Origin of the sequence: Marinobacter sp. AC-23, from assembly GCF_001858325.1 — a bacterium.
Classification (GTDB): Bacteria; Pseudomonadota; Gammaproteobacteria; order Pseudomonadales; family Oleiphilaceae; genus Marinobacter.
Genome location: NZ_MBPP01000038.1, coordinates 1 through 17,806 on the forward strand (window position 1 = coordinate 1; position 17,806 = coordinate 17,806).

Here is a 17,806-nt window from a genome sequence, read left to right on the forward strand (position 1 = left end):
TCCGAAGGGTATGGATCTACATTTGATTCTGGATAACAGCTCGACTCACAAGACGCCAGAGGTCAAAGCTTGGCTGGCCAAGCACCCTCGATTCAAGCTGCACTTCACGCCCACGAGCGCGTCCTGGCTCAATGCGGTGGAGGGTTGGTTTAGCCAACTGGAGCGACGGGCTCTTTATCGAGGCATTTTCACCAGTGTCGGCGAATTAAAGTCTGCGATTAAAAAGTTCATCAAGGTTCACAACGAAAAACTGGCAAAGCCGTTCCGATGGCATAAAAGTGCCGAGTCCATTATGACATCGGTGGCGAAAGCAAAGCTGAGTTTAATCAACAATAAATGAGCGAATTAACCGAACGACACACTAGGCGCAACATCGGTGGTAGCTACACCACCGGCGAAGGTGACTTGGTCCAGTACATGACACCTTCATTTGGTGGCCTGAAGCTGGGTGCAGCTGTACAGGTTAATGGTGATGGCGATACTCAGTCAGGTGGGAAGAGCTATCCTTATCAGTTGGCGGCGATTTATTCAGTCGATGCGCTGACCCTCGCTTTCGCTATGGACTCTAACGACGGTGCTACATCGTATTCTTCAAGCACTGTCGAAGCGCCGAAGAACAACGAAAACACCTACGGCCTACGTGTTGCTTATCACATGGACGCACTGGGATTGTCCCTTGAGTACCAGACTCGCAAAGATGCATACGACGTAGTTGGCGTTCAGGGAACCTATACCCTGGGCAAAAACGCGTTCGCACTGTCTTATGAACTGGCGGAAAATGACGGTGTAAACGGCGACGATAAGAGGGACACAATTGCCCTGCAAGCGCTGCATAACCTGTCCAGCAACATGTATGTCTATGTAGAAGGTAACCTGTCCGGCGGTGATGACGGTGTTTACGGCGTAGCTAATAAGAGCGAAGCTTCAACTGTCTCTGTTGGTGCTACTTACTACTTCTGATTTGGCAATGACCAGTTAAGAAGCAGTTTGAAGGAAACCGGGGGCCGCAAGGTCGCCGGTTTTTATTTGTGTTACATAAAATGCGAGTGGACTGATGGCTGAAGAGCTGGAAATCAAGCTGACGCTCGACAAGGGCGAAATGGATACCGCTTTGACCTGGCTGTGCGCGCAGAACGGCGCGGCGCTTGGGTCGAGAAAGCTGCTTATTAATACCTACTACGACACCCCCGGTGCAGATCTTAATCGGCAGAAAGCCGCTTTGCGCGTGCGCCAGAAGGGCGATGTCTATGTTCAGACAGCAAAAACCCAGGGAAGCTTCGTGAATGGCATGCACAAGCGGGAAGAGTGGGAATGGCCGCTGCCGGCTGCGGTCTTGAATCTCGGGCTTCTGGCGGCTACACCGCTGGGAGAGGGCGTTGATCTGGCACAGCTTGCTCCCGTATTTGAGACTAACTTTAACCGGCAGATTGTAATGATTGATGATGGCGACGCGGTCATCGAGTGTGCACTGGATATTGGTGTCATTGTCGCAGGCTCGAGGCAGAAGCCCTATGTGAAGTGGAGTTTGAGCTGAAATCCGGTAACTCGCAGCGACTATTGGTCTGGGCGGAGCGTTTGGCTTCTGAGTGCCCGGTCTTTGTGAACCTGATCAGCAAAGCAGAACAGGGTTACTACCTTGCAGGTATACACGCTGGAAAGTCAGCCGCTGGCGAAAAGCCGGGTGCCAATGCCGGTGGGCAAGACGGTATCGATCTTTTTTTACACCAGCTCAGTAATGCCTGGCTGGAGCAAAGGAGTGTTTCACTTGAAGGGATAGACCTGCAGTCGCTGCAGGTGCGAGCTGAAGCTTGCGGTTTGGGTCAGCCTTTTTCTGAGTTGGCAGAGCATCTGGCCAAGGGCGGAACCCTCAGTCAGATACTCCATAAGCCAGAACTTGGTCAGTGTCAGCTTGGCCTGCTGTCGAACCGAGAAAGGCAGTCTGCCGGGTAGAGCGCTAACCTCCTAAAATCATTGTGGCGATCGTGAAATAAATCAGCACCCCGCTCACGTCGGCAATGGTCGTGATAAGCGGTATGCTCGCTGCAGCTGGATCAACGCCCAGCCGGTTAAGCAGAAGCGGCAGCAGGATGCCGATCAGCCCGCCTGCAAGCACAACGGCAATCATGGTTATAGCCACTGTTGTGGCAATGGCCATTTCTGTACGGAACATGCCGACTACCCACACGGTGAGTGCCATGCTAAGGCCCAGTGCCGTCGCCACAAGTAGCTCTTTGCTAAATAGCCGAACCCAATCGCTGTTTACCACATCCCCAGTGGCAATGCCTCGTATCACCAGTGTGGCGGACTGGGCACCAGCGTTGCCAGCACTGGCAACCAGCAGGGGCATAAAGAACAACAAGGCCAGGTGGGCGCCGATGATTTCTTCAAAATGCGCGATGCCGGCACCGGTAAAAATGTTGGCAAATACGAGAATGATCAGCCATTGAATCCGTGAGCGATACAGCGAGAAGGGTGAAGCCGTGGTGATGCCGGTTTCCAGATTGCTCACCGACCCCCCTTTGTGAATATCCTCTGTTGCCTCTGCCTCGATAACATCCATAGCGTCGTCGTAGGTGATAATCCCTGCAAGGCGATCATGATCGTCCAGTACGGGTAGGGCCAGAAGGTCGTACTTGGTGATCAGCCTGGCAACGTCGTCTTGAGATGTGTCCGTATGGGTAGATACCAGACCAGTAGCAAGCAGAGAATCAATAATGGAATCAGGCTTGGCGATGATCAGGCGGCGCAGGGATACGACACCAAGCAGCACCTGGTTCTCGTCAATCACGTACGACTGATAGATGGTTTCTTTGTCTTCGGCTGTTTTGCGCAGAATGCCTATGGCTTCACTGGCCGTTATACCCGATTCAAACACTGCGTAATCCGTGCTCATCAAAGAGCCGGCAGTGCCCTCAGCGTGAGCCAGAAGTGCAGTCAGATCCTTTCGATCTTCCTCATCAAGCTTACTGATGAGCTGTTTCTGACGAGATTCATCAAGTAGATTGAAAAAATCAACCCGGTCATCCGATGGCATTTCGGCTGTAAGCAGCGCGAGCTCCGCCAGCGGCGTAGCCTGAGTTAGCAACAGCTGGGTGTCCGGGTTGGTGTAGCCCAGAACCTTCGCGCGCAAAGCCAGGGGCAAACTCTGGAACAGGGAGCCACCTGAATCACTCTCCAGGTTTTGTTCTATAAATTCAGCAAGGTCCGCAGCATTAAACAGATTCGCTGCGTTTGCAACGGCCTGGGGCTGGCCCGATGCAAGTGCATCCACCAGCGGCTGAAAAAGTACGGATTCCATAGACGGTGCCTGGTAAAAATTACTCAGTGGGCAGCGGAAGAGTCGGCTGAGGTCGTGTTGTCCTGCAGGTTTCTCCATTTCTTCAGAAAAACGCGATAGCGTTCCAATGCGTCTTTTACCACTTCGAGATCCGGGGGGTTACTTGATTTCACCAACACGATAAGCCCTTTTCCCTCGATTTCACCGTTTACGGACGGGTGGCAGATAACTTCGTCGCTATCGTTAATATACGCCAGCGCCGTGCCAATGCCGTGGCGAATTAATGCGCTGACAATATCAGCCCAGTTGAGGTCGTCAAGTTCCAGGTCGTAGCGGTGTGGGTGGTCGTGCTCATAATTGAACATGTCTTCCAGCACTGTTTCCGACCCTGGAGCTACCACGGAGCGCACCATAATTTCAGGGTAGGTACGAACCGGGCGTATAATGGCCCGCACGCCAAGCTCTTTGAAGCGGCTGCGATTAGCGTCTGTAACACACTCCACAGTGGTTTTTTGGCCAAGGTTAAGCTCGCCTAAGCGGTGGGATATGTCGAAGGTCAGGCTGTCTGAGTGCGGGTCGGATTCGTCGGCGGCAAGCACAACTATGTGGCGTGCACTTCCCGCGTGCACGGCCTTTAGCGCGTCTGGGTCAAACCCGGAGCCATGAAAATGCACCAGGCCCAGGTCAGACAGCTCCGCCGGGAGACCGGTTGGAAACTCGCGCGTAAGCAACATGATGGGAATGGTTTCGTAACCCTGTGCAGAACGGATCTGCGTTGCAAAACGCATGAAATACGTCATGCCGCCGTGCTTAGGGGTGTTGATGATGACGATGTGATTGTTCATTTTATAGATCCAGCGTCCGGTGAGAATGCGTTCCCGGCGGTAGAACCGGTACTCGATAAAATCGCTGACAATAAGCGTCAGCAGGGTGATGGCGCCCACAAACATGAGCAGGATGGTACTGAGCCGGCCGATGTAGGTTACGGGAGCGTAGTCGCCATAGCCTACTGTGGCGATGGTCGTCATTGTCATCCACAGCGACTCGAACAGAGTCAGGTCTTCAACCGCCCAGATAATCAGTATTTGGGTGGTTAATAGCGCGATCAAAATCATGAACAGGCGCTTCACTCGCTTCCGGATGAGTCCGCCCATAGGTACATGGCTTTTCTCATGTTCGGCATTAAGGGGAAAGCGGTTTCTCAGCATCCGGTGTTGGCCTGTTCAGTCTCGGGTAAGTTCGTTATACAGTAACGGGAATATAACAGAGAGACAGGGGTTTGCATTATGTCTGAGCCATGGAGTTGCCTTCCGTCGCTGTTGGCCGACGATGTCGCTGCCAGCTGGTCGTCGGTTTTTCCGGAAGGTTTGCCGGGCTGGCTGCTGGAAGATGCTGGCATATCGGCAGACGTAATTGCTCAGGCCATGGCCCGGAGCCTGTTCCTGCGTCAGACGCTTGAGAGGCACCCGGAACAGGTGCGAGCGCTTTTGGATTCACGGGGATTGAGTGAGCCAACCACCCCCGAATACCTTCACGCACGCTGGAGTGAGTATCTTGTCGAGGTCACCGACGAGCCCGGTTTGCATGCAGCGTTGCGCCGTTTCCGCCGGGAAACGCAATTCCGCATTATTTGGCGGGACTTGATGCGGTGGGCGGATCTGGCGGAGACCATGGCTGCGACCAGCACGTTTGCAGAGGTGTGCATTCAGGGTGCGCTTGACTGGCTGCATGAAGCTGCCTGTGAGCAGTACGGCACGCCTTGGGGGGTAGACCCGGTGACAGGTGCGGACACGCCTCAGTCCTTGATTGTAATAGGCATGGGGAAGTTGGGTGGATGCGAGTTAAACGTATCGTCGGATATTGACCTGATTTTTGCTTTTCCCGGTAAGGGTGAGACCCGGGGCGGTCGGCGCTCACTCGATAACCAGCAGTTTTTCATCCGGTTGGGCCAGCGCCTGATTCAGGCTTTGGATCAGATAACCGCTGATGGTTTTGTGTTTCGTGTGGATATGCGCCTGCGCCCATATGGGCAAAGTGGCGCTCTTGCGCTCAGTTTTGCTGCGCTGGAAGCCTACTATCAGGATCAGGGCCGGGACTGGGAGCGCTACGCCATGGTCAAGTCCCGGGTGGTGGCTGGTGATGTGAAGGCCGGCCAGGTGCTTATGGAAAGCCTCAGGCCATTTGTGTATCGCAGATACATCGATTTCAGTGCATTTGAATCATTGCGCAGCATGAAGGCGATGATTAGCCGCGAAGTGCGCAGGCAAGGGCTGGAGAACAACATTAAGCTCGGCAGCGGTGGCATTCGGGAAATTGAGTTTGTGGTTCAGGCGTTTCAGCTTATCCGCGGCGGCCGCGACAGGGAGTTGCAGCAGCGTGAACTGCTAGTCATCCTGAAAGAGTTTGAGGCGCTTGAACTCCTGCCTTCGCAGGTGGTTAGTGAGCTCCGAGAGGCTTATATTTTTCTTCGCAACCTGGAGCACGCTCTGCAGGGCATGGAAGATAAACAGACCCAGCTGTTGCCCGAAGACGAGCTTTCGAGGGCGCGGGTTGCACTGATCATGGGCTTTGACGGCTGGCCGGGCTGCCAGGAAATGCTGGCGCAACACCGGGAAAACGTTGCCACCCACTTTGCCAATATCATTGCCACGGAGGAGAGTGAAGAGAGCGCGCAGCCTGCTCTTGATGAGGGTTGGTTTGAGCTTTGGCTGGCGGAAGTTGATGAGGTTTCAGACGCGGAATGGCTTGAAAAACACGGCTACGAAGATCCAGGCGGTAGCTTAGCCATGCTCAGTAGCCTGCGTAACAGTCGCACGGTGCAGACCATGCAAACCCAGGGGCGTAAACGGCTGAACCAATTCATGCCAGTGTTGCTGGAGGCGTTGACGGAGGTAAAAAATCCATCAGAAACCTTGTCTCGTGTGCTTATGCTGGTTGAAGCTATTTTGCGCCGAACCGCTTATATGATGCTGCTTCTGGAGAACCCGGGGGCACGTACACAGCTGGTTAACCTGTGTAGTGAAAGCCCCTGGATTGCGCGGCAACTTGCAGAAACGCCGCTGCTTCTGGATGAGTTGCTCAATGCCGAGAGCCTTTACCACCCGCCTGCACGGGACGAGCTGCAGGATGATCTGCGCCAGCAAATGCTGCGAATTTCTTACGACGACCTGGAAAATCAGATGGAGTCACTGCGGCATTTCAAAAAGGCTCATACGCTTCGGGTTGCGGCCTCCGAATTGAAGGGTACTTTGTCGCTGATGAAGGTGAGTGATTATCTGACCTGGATTGCCGAGGTTGTCCTTGATCATGTTGTCGACGTAGCCTTTTCAAACCTGGTTGCTCGCCACGGTTATCCAGGTCGCGCTGGCGGCGCCACCCGCGAAACGGAGTTTGCGGTTGTCGGTTATGGCAAGCTTGGAGGTATTGAACTTGGCTATACGTCGGATCTGGATTTGGTGTTTGTTCATAATGCAGACCCGGAGTTGGCAACTGATGGCGATAAATCCATTGATAACGCGGTTTTTTATACCCGTTTAGGGCAGCGAATTGTACACATCCTCAATGCTCAAACCCCTTCCGGTCAGTTGTATGAAGTCGACATGAGATTACGACCATCGGGCAATTCCGGGCTGCTGGTAAGCACTTTGCAAGCGTTCGAAAAATATCAGTGCAATGATGCCTGGACTTGGGAACACCAGGCTCTGGCAAGGGCCAGGGGTGTTGCCGGGTGTTCCGCAACGGCTGTGGCCTTTGAGGCTGTCCGGCACAACATACTTTGCCAGAGTCGTGACAAGGAAGCGTTGCGCCAGGAAGTGGTGGAAATGCGCGAAAAAATGAGGGCTAACCTAGGCACGCCAGAAAGTCGACGCGAGGAAACCTTCCACATCAAGCATGATGCCGGTGGCATTGTGGATATGGAATTTATGGTGCAGTACCTGATGTTGGCATGGAGTGAGTCGCACCCGGAACTAACCGGGTGGTCTGATAATATCCGGCAAATGGAAGAGCTGGGCAGGGCTGGTGTGTTGCCGGTGAAAGAAGCAGAGCAGCTGCGGGAAGCCTACATTGCGTTGCGCTCATGCATTCACCGGCGGGCTCTGCAAAACCTTAACAGCCAAGTGGCGGGGGATGCATTTTTGGACGAGCGGCGTTACATACGGTCGGCCTGGCAGAAAATCATGGCGGGATAGCGTGCTGGGTGTCGTTCCGTCAAAATTTCCTGCTAGAATGCTGTATCCCCGAAAACCGCTTTTTTAGGAGCAACGAAGAATGTCGATGGCTGATCGCGATGGTGTTATCTGGCTGGATGGTGAAATGGTTCCCTGGCGTGAAGCCAAAACTCACGTCCTGACCCACACCCTGCATTACGGCATGGGCTGTTTTGAAGGGGTGCGCGCATACAACACTGCGAACGGCCCGGCTATTTTTCGCTTGAAAGACCATACGGATCGACTCTTCCGCTCCGCTCATATCCTGAATATGAAAATGCCGTTCAGCAAAGAAGAGCTTAACGATGCTCAGTGTGCGGCTGTCCGTGAGAACAATCTGGACGAAGCCTACCTGCGCCCCATGGCCTTTCTGGGCTCCGAAGGTATGGGGCTGCGTGCTGACAATCTGAAGGTACACGTGATGGTCGCCGCCTGGAGCTGGCCGTCTTACATGTCGCCAGAAGCCAAAGAAGTGGGCATCAAGGTTCGCACGTCCTCGTATACTCGCCATCACGTTAACATCACCATGTGTAAGGCCAAGGCGAACGGCAACTACATTAATTCTATGCTGGCGCTGAATGAAGCCATTGCCAGCGGCTGTGAGGAAGCTCTGCTGCTGGATAACGAAGGCTATGTGGCTGAAGGCTCCGGCGAGAATGTCTTCATTATGCGCAACGGCGTTCTGCATACGCCAGAACTGACCTCCTGCCTGGAAGGCATCACGCGCCAGACCATTCTGGATTTTGCCGCCGAGCTGAATATCCCAGTGAAAGAGCGTCGTATTACACGGGATGAAGTTTACGTTGCCGATGAGGCGTTTTTCACCGGCACTGCGGCCGAAGTGCTGCCAATCCGAGAGTTGGATGGCCGTGCTATTGGTGCGGGTAAACGCGGGCCGGTTACTGAAAAGCTGCAGGCCATGTATTTTGATGCTGTGCAAGGGAAGCTCCCTCAGCACAGTAACTGGCTGGCGCCCGTGCGGTAACTCCCCTATGGGGACAAACTACATCAAACACATTGGGGACACAGGAGGCTATCTTGTGTCCCACTCCGTCAGAAAAAGCTTCCGGGAAAACTGGTTTAACCCGGTGTTCTGGGGTAGGCAAGCGGCTATCGTCACTCAAGGTGGTCGAGGCGCCGCTTGGTTTATTCATGCACCTTGTGGCGAACTTGTTTTACGGCACTTTTGCCGCGGGGGGTTGCCGGGGCGTTTTATTCGGCGAGAGTATGTATTCACTCGTGCGGATGCCGTCCGGTCATTTGCTGAATTTCGGTTGTTGAATAAACTCATCACGAAAGGTCTACCCGTACCTGAGCCTGTTGCCGCCGGTTATCGTCTGCATGGCCCTCTGCTTTACCATGCGTCGCTGATTGTTCGCCGCATCCCCGACGCAAAGCCACTCTCTGAATGTGTAAGAAACACTTCCAGTAGTAAAACATGGCACGCGGCGGGTGCTTGTGTTCGCCGCTTTCATAACGCCGGAGTGTTTCATGCCGACTTAAATTGCATGAACATACTCGTTGCGGATCAGGTGTATCTGATTGATTTTGATCGAGGACGCATGATGCCCAAGCAGGCTAGCGATGGCTGGAAGGAAAACAATCTCAGCCGTCTTGAGCGCTCCGTGAAGAAGTGTCTTGAACAATTAGATGCTGAGGAGCGTGGGCAGCTCTGGCGGAGCTTCCTGGCTGGCTATCGTAGCGACTGATCAGTATATCGGTGTTTCGCCAGGAGCGGTTCGGCGAAAGCGTTTGTACTCCCACTGATATTGCTCAGGAACCAATTCAATACAGCGCTCAACGGAACGATTCAGTGCGCTAAGCGATTCAGACACATCTTTTGAAATCATGCCTTCATCCGCTCGCTTTATAACAATTTTGAATCCTTCACCTCTGGGCAGTCGCTGGGCAAAGGTAATTAGCGGGTGCGCGTCTGTTTTGTGAATCAGCTTTGAGGCGAGCGTCATAGTGACCGCAGGGATACCAAAAAAGGGCGCAAACTCACCGCCTTCTTGCCTTGGCGTCTGGTCAGGCAATACGCCTACCACTCCACCTTCACGTAAGATGGCAAGGAGGCGCATAATACCCCTCCGATCGGTAGCAACCAGCTCGGAACCGCTGCGGCTACGTACGTTTTTAATGTAGGTTTCAAATTCCGGACGGTTTGGCGGACTGTAAAGCGCGGCCATCTTGTAGCGGGAAGCAAAGAACAGCCCGGCCAGCTCCCAGTTGCCCAGATGCGGCGCCAGAAGGAGCAGGCCTTTGCCGTCGGCCTTGTAGTCATCAAGCAGCTCTTCGCCTTCAATTTCCTTTATCAAACCTAGGCAGCGCTCAACGGGCCACTCCCACATCAATGGAATCTCCATCGCGGTCGCGCCGGTTTCTCGGAGGCTCTGCTTTCCCAACTCTTCGAGTTCTGAGTCTGTTAGCTGTGGGTAACAAGCACGAAGGTTTGTGCGCGTGGTTTCCACGGAACGGCCACCAAGTTTCCACACCGCGCCTCCCAAAAAGCGGCCGATGTGTTGTGCCCAGCGCAGGCTGAGTAGGGACAGTAAGCGGAAAGCCAGAGCGATGAGTTTGGCGGACACAAGAAAAATCCAATCAGCGGAATGCAGAGCGGAAAAGTACCATTGTCATCGGACCCGCACAAGAAGATGGTCGTTCAGTTAATGAAGGGTTTTCTGTTTTTGACGTGGCTCCGTGATAGAATTTCCCGCTTTTAGAACTGTCGCCCGGAGGAACATCAGCTTGCAGCCGGGCTCAAGAATCAGACGTGGTCCGGGCAACAACTATGTGGAACCTAATCCAATTGGCTTTTTTCCGATTTGCGGCAGGTGGCTGGATACCGCCCAGGTGGTTTGAGCCAAACCTACCTCCAGAAAATGATCGGGCCGCCCGGAAGGGACACCTAAAACTGGAGGTGGTCAGCCATTGTTGGAACTACTCGCACTTTCTTGTGTACCAACTTAGTTCCGTCGTGCTTTTCCCGCCCAAAAAGCTTGATGTGACAATGACCGTTTTTTTCAGCCCAGAAGATACCAAAACGAAGACGTTGCTGGATTTTTTTGGTCAGCAGACCGTGCCGGGCGTTACCTGGAACTGGCAGCCAGTGCCAAAACAGCAGCTTTTTCGCCGCGCAATCGGCCGCAATCAGGCGGCACTGGCCACAAAAGCTGATTGGGTTTGGTTTACAGACTGTGATCTGATGTTTCGCGACAACTGCCTCGACGCCCTTGCCGAAGCTTTACAGGGGCGCCAAGAGACATTGCTGTTTCCGGAGGTTGAGCGAACAACGGATCTGCTGGCGGAAAACAACCCTATGCTTCAGGCTGGCACTACCGAGCCACAAGTACTGGACATCGACACAACCTCTTTTACCTCCCGGCAGATATCCAAGGCCACCGGGCCTTTGCAGATCGCCCATGGGGATGTGTGTAGAGCTGTCGGGTACTGCCGAAATATAGGCCTTTATCAGCAGCCCGTAGAGAGCTTTGCAAAATGCCATGAGGACCGTGCGTTTCGCTGGTTGCTGCGTAGCCAGGGCGAGCCTGTTTCGGTCCCTGGAGTGTTTAGAATCCGGCATGTTGCGAAAGGACGTTACAGCGGAAATGAAACCCGAAGCCGGCTTAGAACCCGGTTGCGGGTTTGGCAGTCGCGAAGGCGGGACAGGAAATAAGTGGTGAGCGCAAAATCAAAAATTGTAATTATTACTCCAACCTGGGCCGGGGACGTTGATCACTTCAGAGTGATGCGCCAATCCGTTGAACGGTCGTCACTTGCTGAACTCGAGCACTACGTAGTCGTTCAAGATGAAGACATGCCGCTGTTTGAGGAATTTCGAGGCCGTTCCGGGCTTAATCTGCTCTCCACAGCAGACGTACTGCCACCAGAGGTTGAGAGGAAACGACGGATGGCACGCCGCTTATCGGATCGTTTCGGACGGAATGTCACTCGTCTTGCCGGCAGCTTGCGACGCCTGTTTTCTTTTCCGGAATGGCCATCCTACACAGGGTGGCACACTCAGCAACTTTGCAAGTTGCAGCTTGCCAGTGAGCTGGAATGCGACGTAGCGGTCATTCTCGACTCGGATGTAGTGGTTACTAAAGCCGCGTCTTGTCAGGACTTTATGGGCAAATCGCGGACTGTTTGCTTTGCAACGTGGAGCGCCAGATCCGAGGTGGAGGGTAAAGTAAAAAACTGGGTAGCTGAATCTGAATCATTGGTGGGGACAGTTCAGTTGTGTGACCCGGTAAATGTTTACTTTGACACCCCTTTTGTTTTCGATAGTGTGATTTTACGAGAGGCACTTCGTACGCTAGAAGTGCGCTCAGGCAAGCTGTGGTGGGAAACTCTGCTAGCCAGGCCCCCACGCCGTTGGTCGGAATTCGGGTTCTACAAGGCATTTCTGGGGAATTACAGAGACCAGCAGGACATAGAGTGGCGGGCGCCAGATTTTTCTAGGTATATCTATAATACCAGCAACTCTGAAATGGTCATTGAGACAGTGCGCTCGATGCTGGCGGATTCTGATATTCATTATATTACCATTCACTCTCACGCCAGTGGCCGTGAAACCTGGAGTCCTGATGAGTACCTTGGTCGGATGACAGACCTTCTGGATCAAGAGATATAGTGAATGAATGGAATCCTCTATGACTTTTGAGAGACTGCTTGGAAGCCGCGGGTTGAGGGACAGGCAATGGCTTTCCGGCTTCTTCGCATGCTGGTTGCTCCTGGCGGTTTTAGCGCCAGACAGTGTTTACAAGCACTTTTTTCACGCAACAATTCTGCCATTAAGCCTGTATCTGCTCATTTCCCGCAAACAGAAGGTTGACTGGAAGGATCCTTTCCTCGGTTTGTTTCTGGTTTATTGTGTCTATATGTCCATAATAACCTGGGTAGTTGCCAACACCTCGACAGCTGATAATGCGCAAGCATCCCGGTGGGGGCTAGAGGCAGGTGCCGGAATGCTGGCATTTTTTCTATGGATACAGGAGGTAATAAAGAAGCCGCGAGAGTGGGGGGCGTTTTTTTTATCTGCAGCGCTTGTCGGGGCACTTGCCGGCCTAGTAGGTGCTCCAGTCGAACAGCTTTTTACGGGACGGCTGGAGGGTATCGGTGCGGCGGAACACTCGATTCAAGGAGCGTCGATTCTAATAGTTTTTTTAGCGGTGGGTATGTTTTTGTTGTTCGGTCAGCGAGACAGCAGAATGAATCGCAAAAGCATTGCTCTGGGTCTTATTGCATTTTTTTTGGTTAGCGTATTTGTTGTATCAACCAAAAGCAGGGCGCCCATCGTTGCTCTGGCTATTTATGTGCTTTTTTTTATTTCTCTTATCACTTTCAAGACCAGATCCAAGCTTGCGCTTGGAGGTACTTTGGCTGTCGTTGCGGGCCTGATAGGGCTTGTTCATGGGTTTATTGGTATTCCGGACTTTATTGAGCAACTTATGTCTCGGGGAACCTCCTACCGATTGGATATCTGGGCTGCCTACCTGAAGCATCCGCCAGAGTCTATTTTGCTGGGAAATGGCGCAGGGCTTGGATTCGAGTTTACAGCGCCGCATCAGGCCTATCTTGCTCCCCGTGGCTTGGATATAGTGCATCCACATAGTATTTGGTTGGGAGCCTATGCTGAAACGGGATTGATAGGGGTAGCAATGCAGTTCGGGCTTTTAATACTGGTTGCTTGGGCGGCCTTTCGCTGTCCTTGTGCAATGAGTCAAAAGCTCCACCTACTCATGATTGTTGGCTTATTCGTCATGCTGACGTTTTCTGATGAGTATACGCTATTGATATCAGTGCACCCGATTTGGATATTCGGCTGGATCCCCTTAGTGCTTGTTTGGGCTTGGGCCCGGGCCAGATCTGGCGAAACTGACCCTGAACCCCGCGTCAGTGGTAGTGAAGAGGAGACGCGATGAAAAATAAACTTACGATCTGCATTTTTTCCTTCAACCGGGGAAGGTTTCTTCGCAACTGTGTGAATTCTATTCTGGCGTGCATACCTGACGCAGAAATTGCCATCTTCGATGATAACAGCAGCGATCCGGAAACTTGCAGCTACCTCGAAGAAGCAAAGAAAAACTGCCAGGTTATAACGCCTGATACAAAGGGCACGATAAAGCATGGCGGCCTTTATCATAATATGAATGCTGCTTTGGAACTTTACCGAAACCGATCCTTACTTTGCTTTCTTCAGGACGATACCCAAGTGGTTCGTCCCTTGCCGAGTGGCGAGATTCAGGCCTTGGAATCGTTATTTGAAGAACACCCGAAACTTGGCTTTATCCACCCTTGCTTTATAAGAGGGATAGATTTGGCAAAGCGGCCTGTAACACCTGAACCAGGGCCTGCTCCTGAATTCTTTTTTAGAAATAACATGGGGCAAAGTGCCGGGCTTCACTACTCGGATCTCGTCATTTTTAAACCGAATCGACTTACTGCGGCAGGGTGGGAATTCCAGCAGTCGGAACCGTCCAATGATCGACAGGCGAGGCAGCTCTTTGGCCTGATGGCCTATATGTGGTTACCTTTTGCAATGTGGTTGCCAGAGGTTCCGGCTTATCGAGGCAAAAACAAGACGCTGGGACTGCGGCTGGCTGAGAAAAATAAGCAGGTTGGTTTTTACCCTTTCGACTTGTGGTCGAAAGAACTAGCGGAAGCACGAAAAGAGAACTCTCAAGGGCGCGTGCCTGTAGCCGAAGAACTTCTTGAGTGCACTCCTGTGACACCGAAAAAGCCCTGGACTTATAACCCGCTGACGGGGTTTCGTTTACTAAAACACCTCAACAATGCCGAGGTGGCGCTTCGTCGCTGGCTGGGGCGCTGATTAGTACAAAGGACTAAAAGATGGACGGTCACCCTGAAATTGTTGTTATCAGCCTGCACAGAGCCACTGAACGGCGCAAAGCCATAGAGGGGCAATTTGCTGCGCTTGGGCTTCCGTTTGTTTTTTTTGACGCGGTTGATGGGAAGCTCGGGCATGAGCTGTTTTCCAGGTACAGTGCCCAAAAAGCCAGAAGAATCGGTGAGATTCCTCTGTCTCCAGGCCATTTAGGGTGCTTTGCCAGCCATTATATGGTGTGGCAAAAGTGCGTTGATTCGGGGAAGGCAATGATTGTCCTCGAAGATGATGCAATGCTTTATGAGAAAGTATTCCGGACTTTCTTTAACTCAGTGCAAGAGCTTCCCGAGTATGTTGAGTGCCTTCGGTTATTCGAGAGCAAGTCGCGAAACAGGCAATATATACCGGTGTTTAAAACAGAAGGGCTTGGCATTGGTAAGTTTTTGCGGGGGCATAAAAGCGCAACTGGCTACTATTTGACACCTGGCGCTGCGGAGAAGTTTGTGAGGTACGCTGAGACATGGGCCGAGCCAGTCGATATTGAGATGGATCAGTTCTGGGCTAATGGTGTTGAATGCTATGGTTTACTAGAACCATGTCTGACTCATAACGCGACATTTGAATCTGCTATTGATTTTGGCGTGAACCCCTCGAAAGAGAGAAGAGGCTTGATGCGTCTTCGCTGGCGTTGGTATTTGCTAAAAGGAAAAATTCGCAGAGAAGTTCACAATTTGTGGTTCAGATTGGCGAATGACTAATTTACTTCTTGGTTGTGACGCAACTTGCGCTATGCAATTCGCGATGTTTTTAGTGGAGTCGTTAAGCGTTGAGCATTCCTAAGGTCCTTCATTTTATTTGGGTAGGCGACGAAGAAAAACGTCCCGATGCATGCTTTGAAACTTGGAGGCGGTTGAATCCGGAGTTTGAAATACGCGTGTGGGGGAATGATGAATACAATACTTACCCTTGGCGAACCAAGCGTCATATGCAGGCTATGTGGGATACCAGGCAGCTTTTCGGAGTGGCTGACCTTATGCGCTGGGAAATTCTTGCCAGCGAGGGCGGCTTTGCGTTAGATGCTGATTCGATTGCTGTGCGTGCTTTGCCTGATTGGCTTTTTGAATGTACAGCGTTTGCATGCTGGGAAAATGAGTTGGCTTCACCGGGCCTGATAGCTAACGGCTACTTTGCATGCAAGCCTGGAGATCGCATGGTGACCCATCTTGTCGAAACCTTCGAGGCCAGGCGCGATCTCGCAACCAGGTTTGTCTGGTACGAACTTCGGCACAAAACTGTTGCAGCCTGGAAAAGCGTTGGACCAAGGGCGCTCACAAGTGCTTTTCACGAGCTCAATTACAGTGAGTTGACGGTTCTTCCCAGTCATTTTTTCTGCCCTCGGCACTTAACAGTGGAGCAGTACCATGGGTCAGGCCCGGCCTACTGTGACCAATTGTTCGCAAGCAGTCGGCCAGATGGATATGCTGAGCTTAAGCTGCATGAACAGAGTCCCGATGAACTTATCGCGATGGCAAGGAAGCGATTGGGGCTATTAGCCGACATCAAACAGACATAATCCTTCGTAGCCAAGCTTCAAACTTAGCCATTTTTCTCAATAATCGGTAACGGCGAAGTGGGTCAAAGATCCATGGCGATCTAAGGCCCTGAACCGTTACTTCAAGGTATTCTTCTGCTATTGGAACCTCTTTTTCAGGACGAATTCTCAGGCGCTGTACCGTACCTTCATTCATTATTCTAAACGGATAGAAGCCAGCCTTGTTAACAATCTCGGCGAGCTGAAACGTGAAGCTTTTCTTCTTATTACGGTAAGCCGGTGGGTTGGGCAACCACATGGCGAAGGGAGCAAACATATAGCCCATTTCTATGAAGTTGTTTTTTGCCTGAATTTCATTATCAAACTCCCCCGGTACAAATTTCCAGTTTGCCTTTCTCAGGCGGTCGCTTCGGGTAACGGATATGTCTGAGTAGTAAACGCCCGCGACCTGCTTATTGCTTCGGTGTTCGCACACATATACCTCACGATCCTCGCGATAAATAAAACGATCCAACGTGCGCTTGCGAGTGATTTTTTTCTGGAACACTGGGGCGAGAAAGCCTGCACCCGGAACTTTGTCAAAGTAGCCGTCCATAAAGGCGATGTCATGCTCGTCAATGGGGCGAACTAGCTGCGTATCGTCCTGCAGAAAGCAAATCAGATCCTTTTCTCCGGTAACAGAGTCAATAGCCCGCTGCATGTTCGTATACAAGGCGCCATGTTGGTCGCCGGAGACTTTGTCGTCTCTGGTTCTGACCTCGTGTTTCTTTCCAATCTCGAGAAGAATCGATTGGGTTTCCGCGTCATTGCTTGCATCGTCATAGATTATAACCTGGTGTCCCGGAGCGCAGGCTTCGATAGACGCAATGCAGTTTCTCAAGTGGGGGCCGCGGTTATAAGAAAAAACGAAAAAAATCAATTTTTTGCTCCAGCGGTATGTTGATGCTGTTGAATGCCATGCTTGGTTTGGATAATGCCCTGCTTGTCCACATTTAGGCGGTGTGACTTATTGGCCTGTACTGTTTTGGGATCAACATACCCTCTTTTATGATCCAGGTGGATCACGATTGCGTTATAACGAACATGCTTCGGTTTGATGCCGTTGTTAACCAACCGTACTCCAAACTCCCGATCCTCACCGCCATAGGCCATGGTCTCGTCAAAGCCGTTGACGGCCAGAACATCTTTTTTCCATGCTGATCCGTTCGACCCTTTAAAGCGGCAGCGGGTTGGGGTTAGCGTATTGTATAGCTGTGCCTGCCAGCGGTTGGCGGTCAGCTTACTGTTCTTGTAGCTCGCTTTCAGGCCATGTTGCTTGAGCCATACCAGATCGAAGCAGCGGCCGCTCAGGATATCGTCTTTGGTAATGGCCTCGCTCGTGGTCATCGGGAGCTTGTGGTAACCGCCAGAGAGGTATCGGCCTGGTAGGGCTTCGTTTGCGTGTACTTCAAGAAAGTCTTTTCTTGGGATGCAGTCACCGTCTGTAAATACCAGATAATCAGAAGTGGCTTCAAGGACGGCTTTGTTAAGGATTCGACACTTGCGAAAGCCTTCGTCCGGTTGCCAGACGTGCTTGATGTTCAAGCCGGTTTGCGCACGCATGTGGTCAACCAGATCGCGCGTCTCATCGCTGGAACCATCGTCCGCCATGATGATTTCGAAGTCTTGGTGAGACTGTACGCTGTAACCCCAAAGCACTTTTTCCAGCCAGCGGGGGGAATTGTAAGTGCTGATGATGACCGATAGCTTCATGAAAATTGTCTCACATCGAAATGTGTATGAGGTGCCTCAAACTCGCTATTTGTAGAATCTGGACAGTTCATCGAGAACCTGTTTTGTAATGCCGGGTTGCAATGTGTAGTCCTTTATTCGTTGCATATCTTTGCCGAGTACGTCGACGTCGCCGGAGGGGCCGTCGACAA

18 protein-coding genes are annotated in these 17,806 nt (G+C 52.1%); 13 read left to right on the forward strand and 5 right to left on the reverse strand.

Features of this window, described 5'->3' with window-relative positions:
- The 4 genes from BCA33_RS12805 to BCA33_RS21880 form a co-directional block, all read left to right on the forward strand.
- Positions 1-340: transposase (locus BCA33_RS12805; RefSeq protein ID WP_175469782.1), on the forward strand; the 340-nt coding region annotated here is incomplete at its 5' end.
- Positions 337-960 (forward strand): porin, encoded by a 624-nt coding sequence (locus BCA33_RS12810; RefSeq protein ID WP_071266411.1) that lies wholly within the window; start codon positions 337-339, stop codon positions 958-960. The genes BCA33_RS12805 and BCA33_RS12810, both read left to right, overlap by 4 nt.
- Before the next feature lie 94 nt (positions 961-1,054).
- Complete coding sequence (locus BCA33_RS21875) at positions 1,055-1,534, forward strand: CYTH domain-containing protein (RefSeq protein WP_254774381.1); 480 nt, start codon at positions 1,055-1,057, stop codon at positions 1,532-1,534.
- Positions 1,519-1,950 carry a hypothetical protein gene (locus tag BCA33_RS21880; RefSeq protein WP_254774382.1) on the forward strand — a complete coding sequence of 144 codons (432 nt, stop codon included), beginning with the start codon at positions 1,519-1,521 and terminating at the stop codon, positions 1,948-1,950. Before BCA33_RS21875 ends, BCA33_RS21880 begins: the two co-directional genes overlap by 16 nt.
- Before the next feature lie 4 nt (positions 1,951-1,954).
- Here BCA33_RS21880 and mgtE read toward each other — a convergent pair whose 3' ends face one another.
- Together mgtE and BCA33_RS12825 are read right to left on the reverse strand one after the other, a co-directional pair.
- On the reverse strand, positions 1,955-3,298 hold the full coding sequence (mgtE, locus tag BCA33_RS12820; protein WP_071266413.1) for a magnesium transporter: 1,344 nt from the start codon (positions 3,296-3,298) through the stop codon (positions 1,955-1,957).
- A gap of 23 nt (positions 3,299-3,321) precedes the next feature.
- Positions 3,322-4,485: a potassium channel family protein gene (locus tag BCA33_RS12825; protein WP_071266415.1), complete on the reverse strand. Its 1,164-nt coding sequence runs from the start codon at positions 4,483-4,485 to the stop codon at positions 3,322-3,324.
- 78 nt (positions 4,486-4,563) lie between these two features.
- Between BCA33_RS12825 and glnE the strand changes: the two genes are divergently transcribed.
- The 3 genes from glnE (at position 4,564) to BCA33_RS12840 (ending at position 9,194) form a co-directional block, all read left to right on the forward strand.
- Complete coding sequence (glnE, locus tag BCA33_RS12830) at positions 4,564-7,467, forward strand: bifunctional [glutamate--ammonia ligase]-adenylyl-L-tyrosine phosphorylase/[glutamate--ammonia-ligase] adenylyltransferase (protein WP_071266417.1); 2,904 nt, start codon at positions 4,564-4,566, stop codon at positions 7,465-7,467.
- A 79-nt stretch (positions 7,468-7,546) separates the two neighbouring features.
- Positions 7,547-8,470, forward strand: a complete 924-nt coding sequence (locus BCA33_RS12835) for a branched-chain amino acid transaminase (protein ID WP_071266419.1) — start codon at positions 7,547-7,549, stop codon at positions 8,468-8,470.
- 55 nt (positions 8,471-8,525) lie between these two features.
- Positions 8,526-9,194, forward strand: a complete 669-nt coding sequence (locus BCA33_RS12840) for a 3-deoxy-D-manno-octulosonic acid kinase (protein ID WP_071266421.1) — start codon at positions 8,526-8,528, stop codon at positions 9,192-9,194.
- Here BCA33_RS12840 and BCA33_RS12845 read toward each other — a convergent pair whose 3' ends face one another.
- Positions 9,195-10,073, reverse strand: coding sequence for a lysophospholipid acyltransferase family protein (locus tag BCA33_RS12845; RefSeq protein WP_071266423.1), 879 nt, complete (start codon positions 10,071-10,073; stop codon positions 9,195-9,197). It lies immediately after the preceding gene.
- A gap of 422 nt (positions 10,074-10,495) precedes the next feature.
- On the opposite strand from BCA33_RS12845, the gene BCA33_RS12850 reads away from it, so the two are divergent.
- The 6 genes from BCA33_RS12850 to BCA33_RS12875 all read left to right on the forward strand — a co-directional run bounded on the left by BCA33_RS12850 (position 10,496) and on the right by BCA33_RS12875 (position 15,905).
- Entirely contained in the window at positions 10,496-11,161 is a 666-nt protein-coding gene (locus BCA33_RS12850) for a glycosyltransferase (RefSeq protein WP_217632662.1), read from the forward strand.
- A 3-nt stretch (positions 11,162-11,164) separates the two neighbouring features.
- Positions 11,165-12,118, forward strand: a complete 954-nt coding sequence (locus BCA33_RS12855; RefSeq protein WP_139173003.1) for a DUF6492 family protein — start codon at positions 11,165-11,167, stop codon at positions 12,116-12,118.
- A 94-nt stretch (positions 12,119-12,212) separates the two neighbouring features.
- Positions 12,213-13,409, forward strand: a complete 1,197-nt coding sequence (locus tag BCA33_RS12860; RefSeq protein WP_217632663.1) for an O-antigen ligase — start codon at positions 12,213-12,215, stop codon at positions 13,407-13,409.
- Positions 13,406-14,317, forward strand: coding sequence for a glycosyltransferase family A protein (locus tag BCA33_RS12865; RefSeq protein ID WP_071266431.1), 912 nt, complete (start codon positions 13,406-13,408; stop codon positions 14,315-14,317). The genes BCA33_RS12860 and BCA33_RS12865 overlap by 4 nt, the downstream gene beginning before the upstream one ends.
- 20 nt (positions 14,318-14,337) lie before the next feature.
- Positions 14,338-15,090 carry a glycosyltransferase family 25 protein gene (locus tag BCA33_RS12870; protein WP_071266433.1) on the forward strand — a complete coding sequence of 251 codons (753 nt, stop codon included), beginning with the start codon at positions 14,338-14,340 and terminating at the stop codon, positions 15,088-15,090.
- 68 nt (positions 15,091-15,158) lie between these two features.
- Positions 15,159-15,905 (forward strand): glycosyltransferase family 32 protein, encoded by a 747-nt coding sequence (locus BCA33_RS12875; protein WP_071266435.1) that lies wholly within the window; start codon positions 15,159-15,161, stop codon positions 15,903-15,905.
- On the opposite strand, the gene BCA33_RS12880 is transcribed toward BCA33_RS12875, so the two are convergent.
- Together BCA33_RS12880 and BCA33_RS12885 are read right to left on the reverse strand one after the other, a co-directional pair.
- The gene (locus BCA33_RS12880) at positions 15,892-16,803 is read right to left on the reverse strand and encodes a glycosyltransferase family 2 protein (RefSeq protein WP_071266437.1); all 912 of its coding nucleotides are present in this window, start codon (positions 16,801-16,803) and stop codon (positions 15,892-15,894) included. The genes BCA33_RS12875 and BCA33_RS12880 overlap by 14 nt on opposite strands.
- Positions 16,800-17,636 carry a glycosyltransferase family 2 protein gene (locus tag BCA33_RS12885; RefSeq protein ID WP_071266439.1) on the reverse strand — a complete coding sequence of 279 codons (837 nt, stop codon included), beginning with the start codon at positions 17,634-17,636 and terminating at the stop codon, positions 16,800-16,802. Before BCA33_RS12885 ends, BCA33_RS12880 begins: the two co-directional genes overlap by 4 nt.
- Between the last annotated feature and the right edge of the window lie 170 nt (positions 17,637-17,806).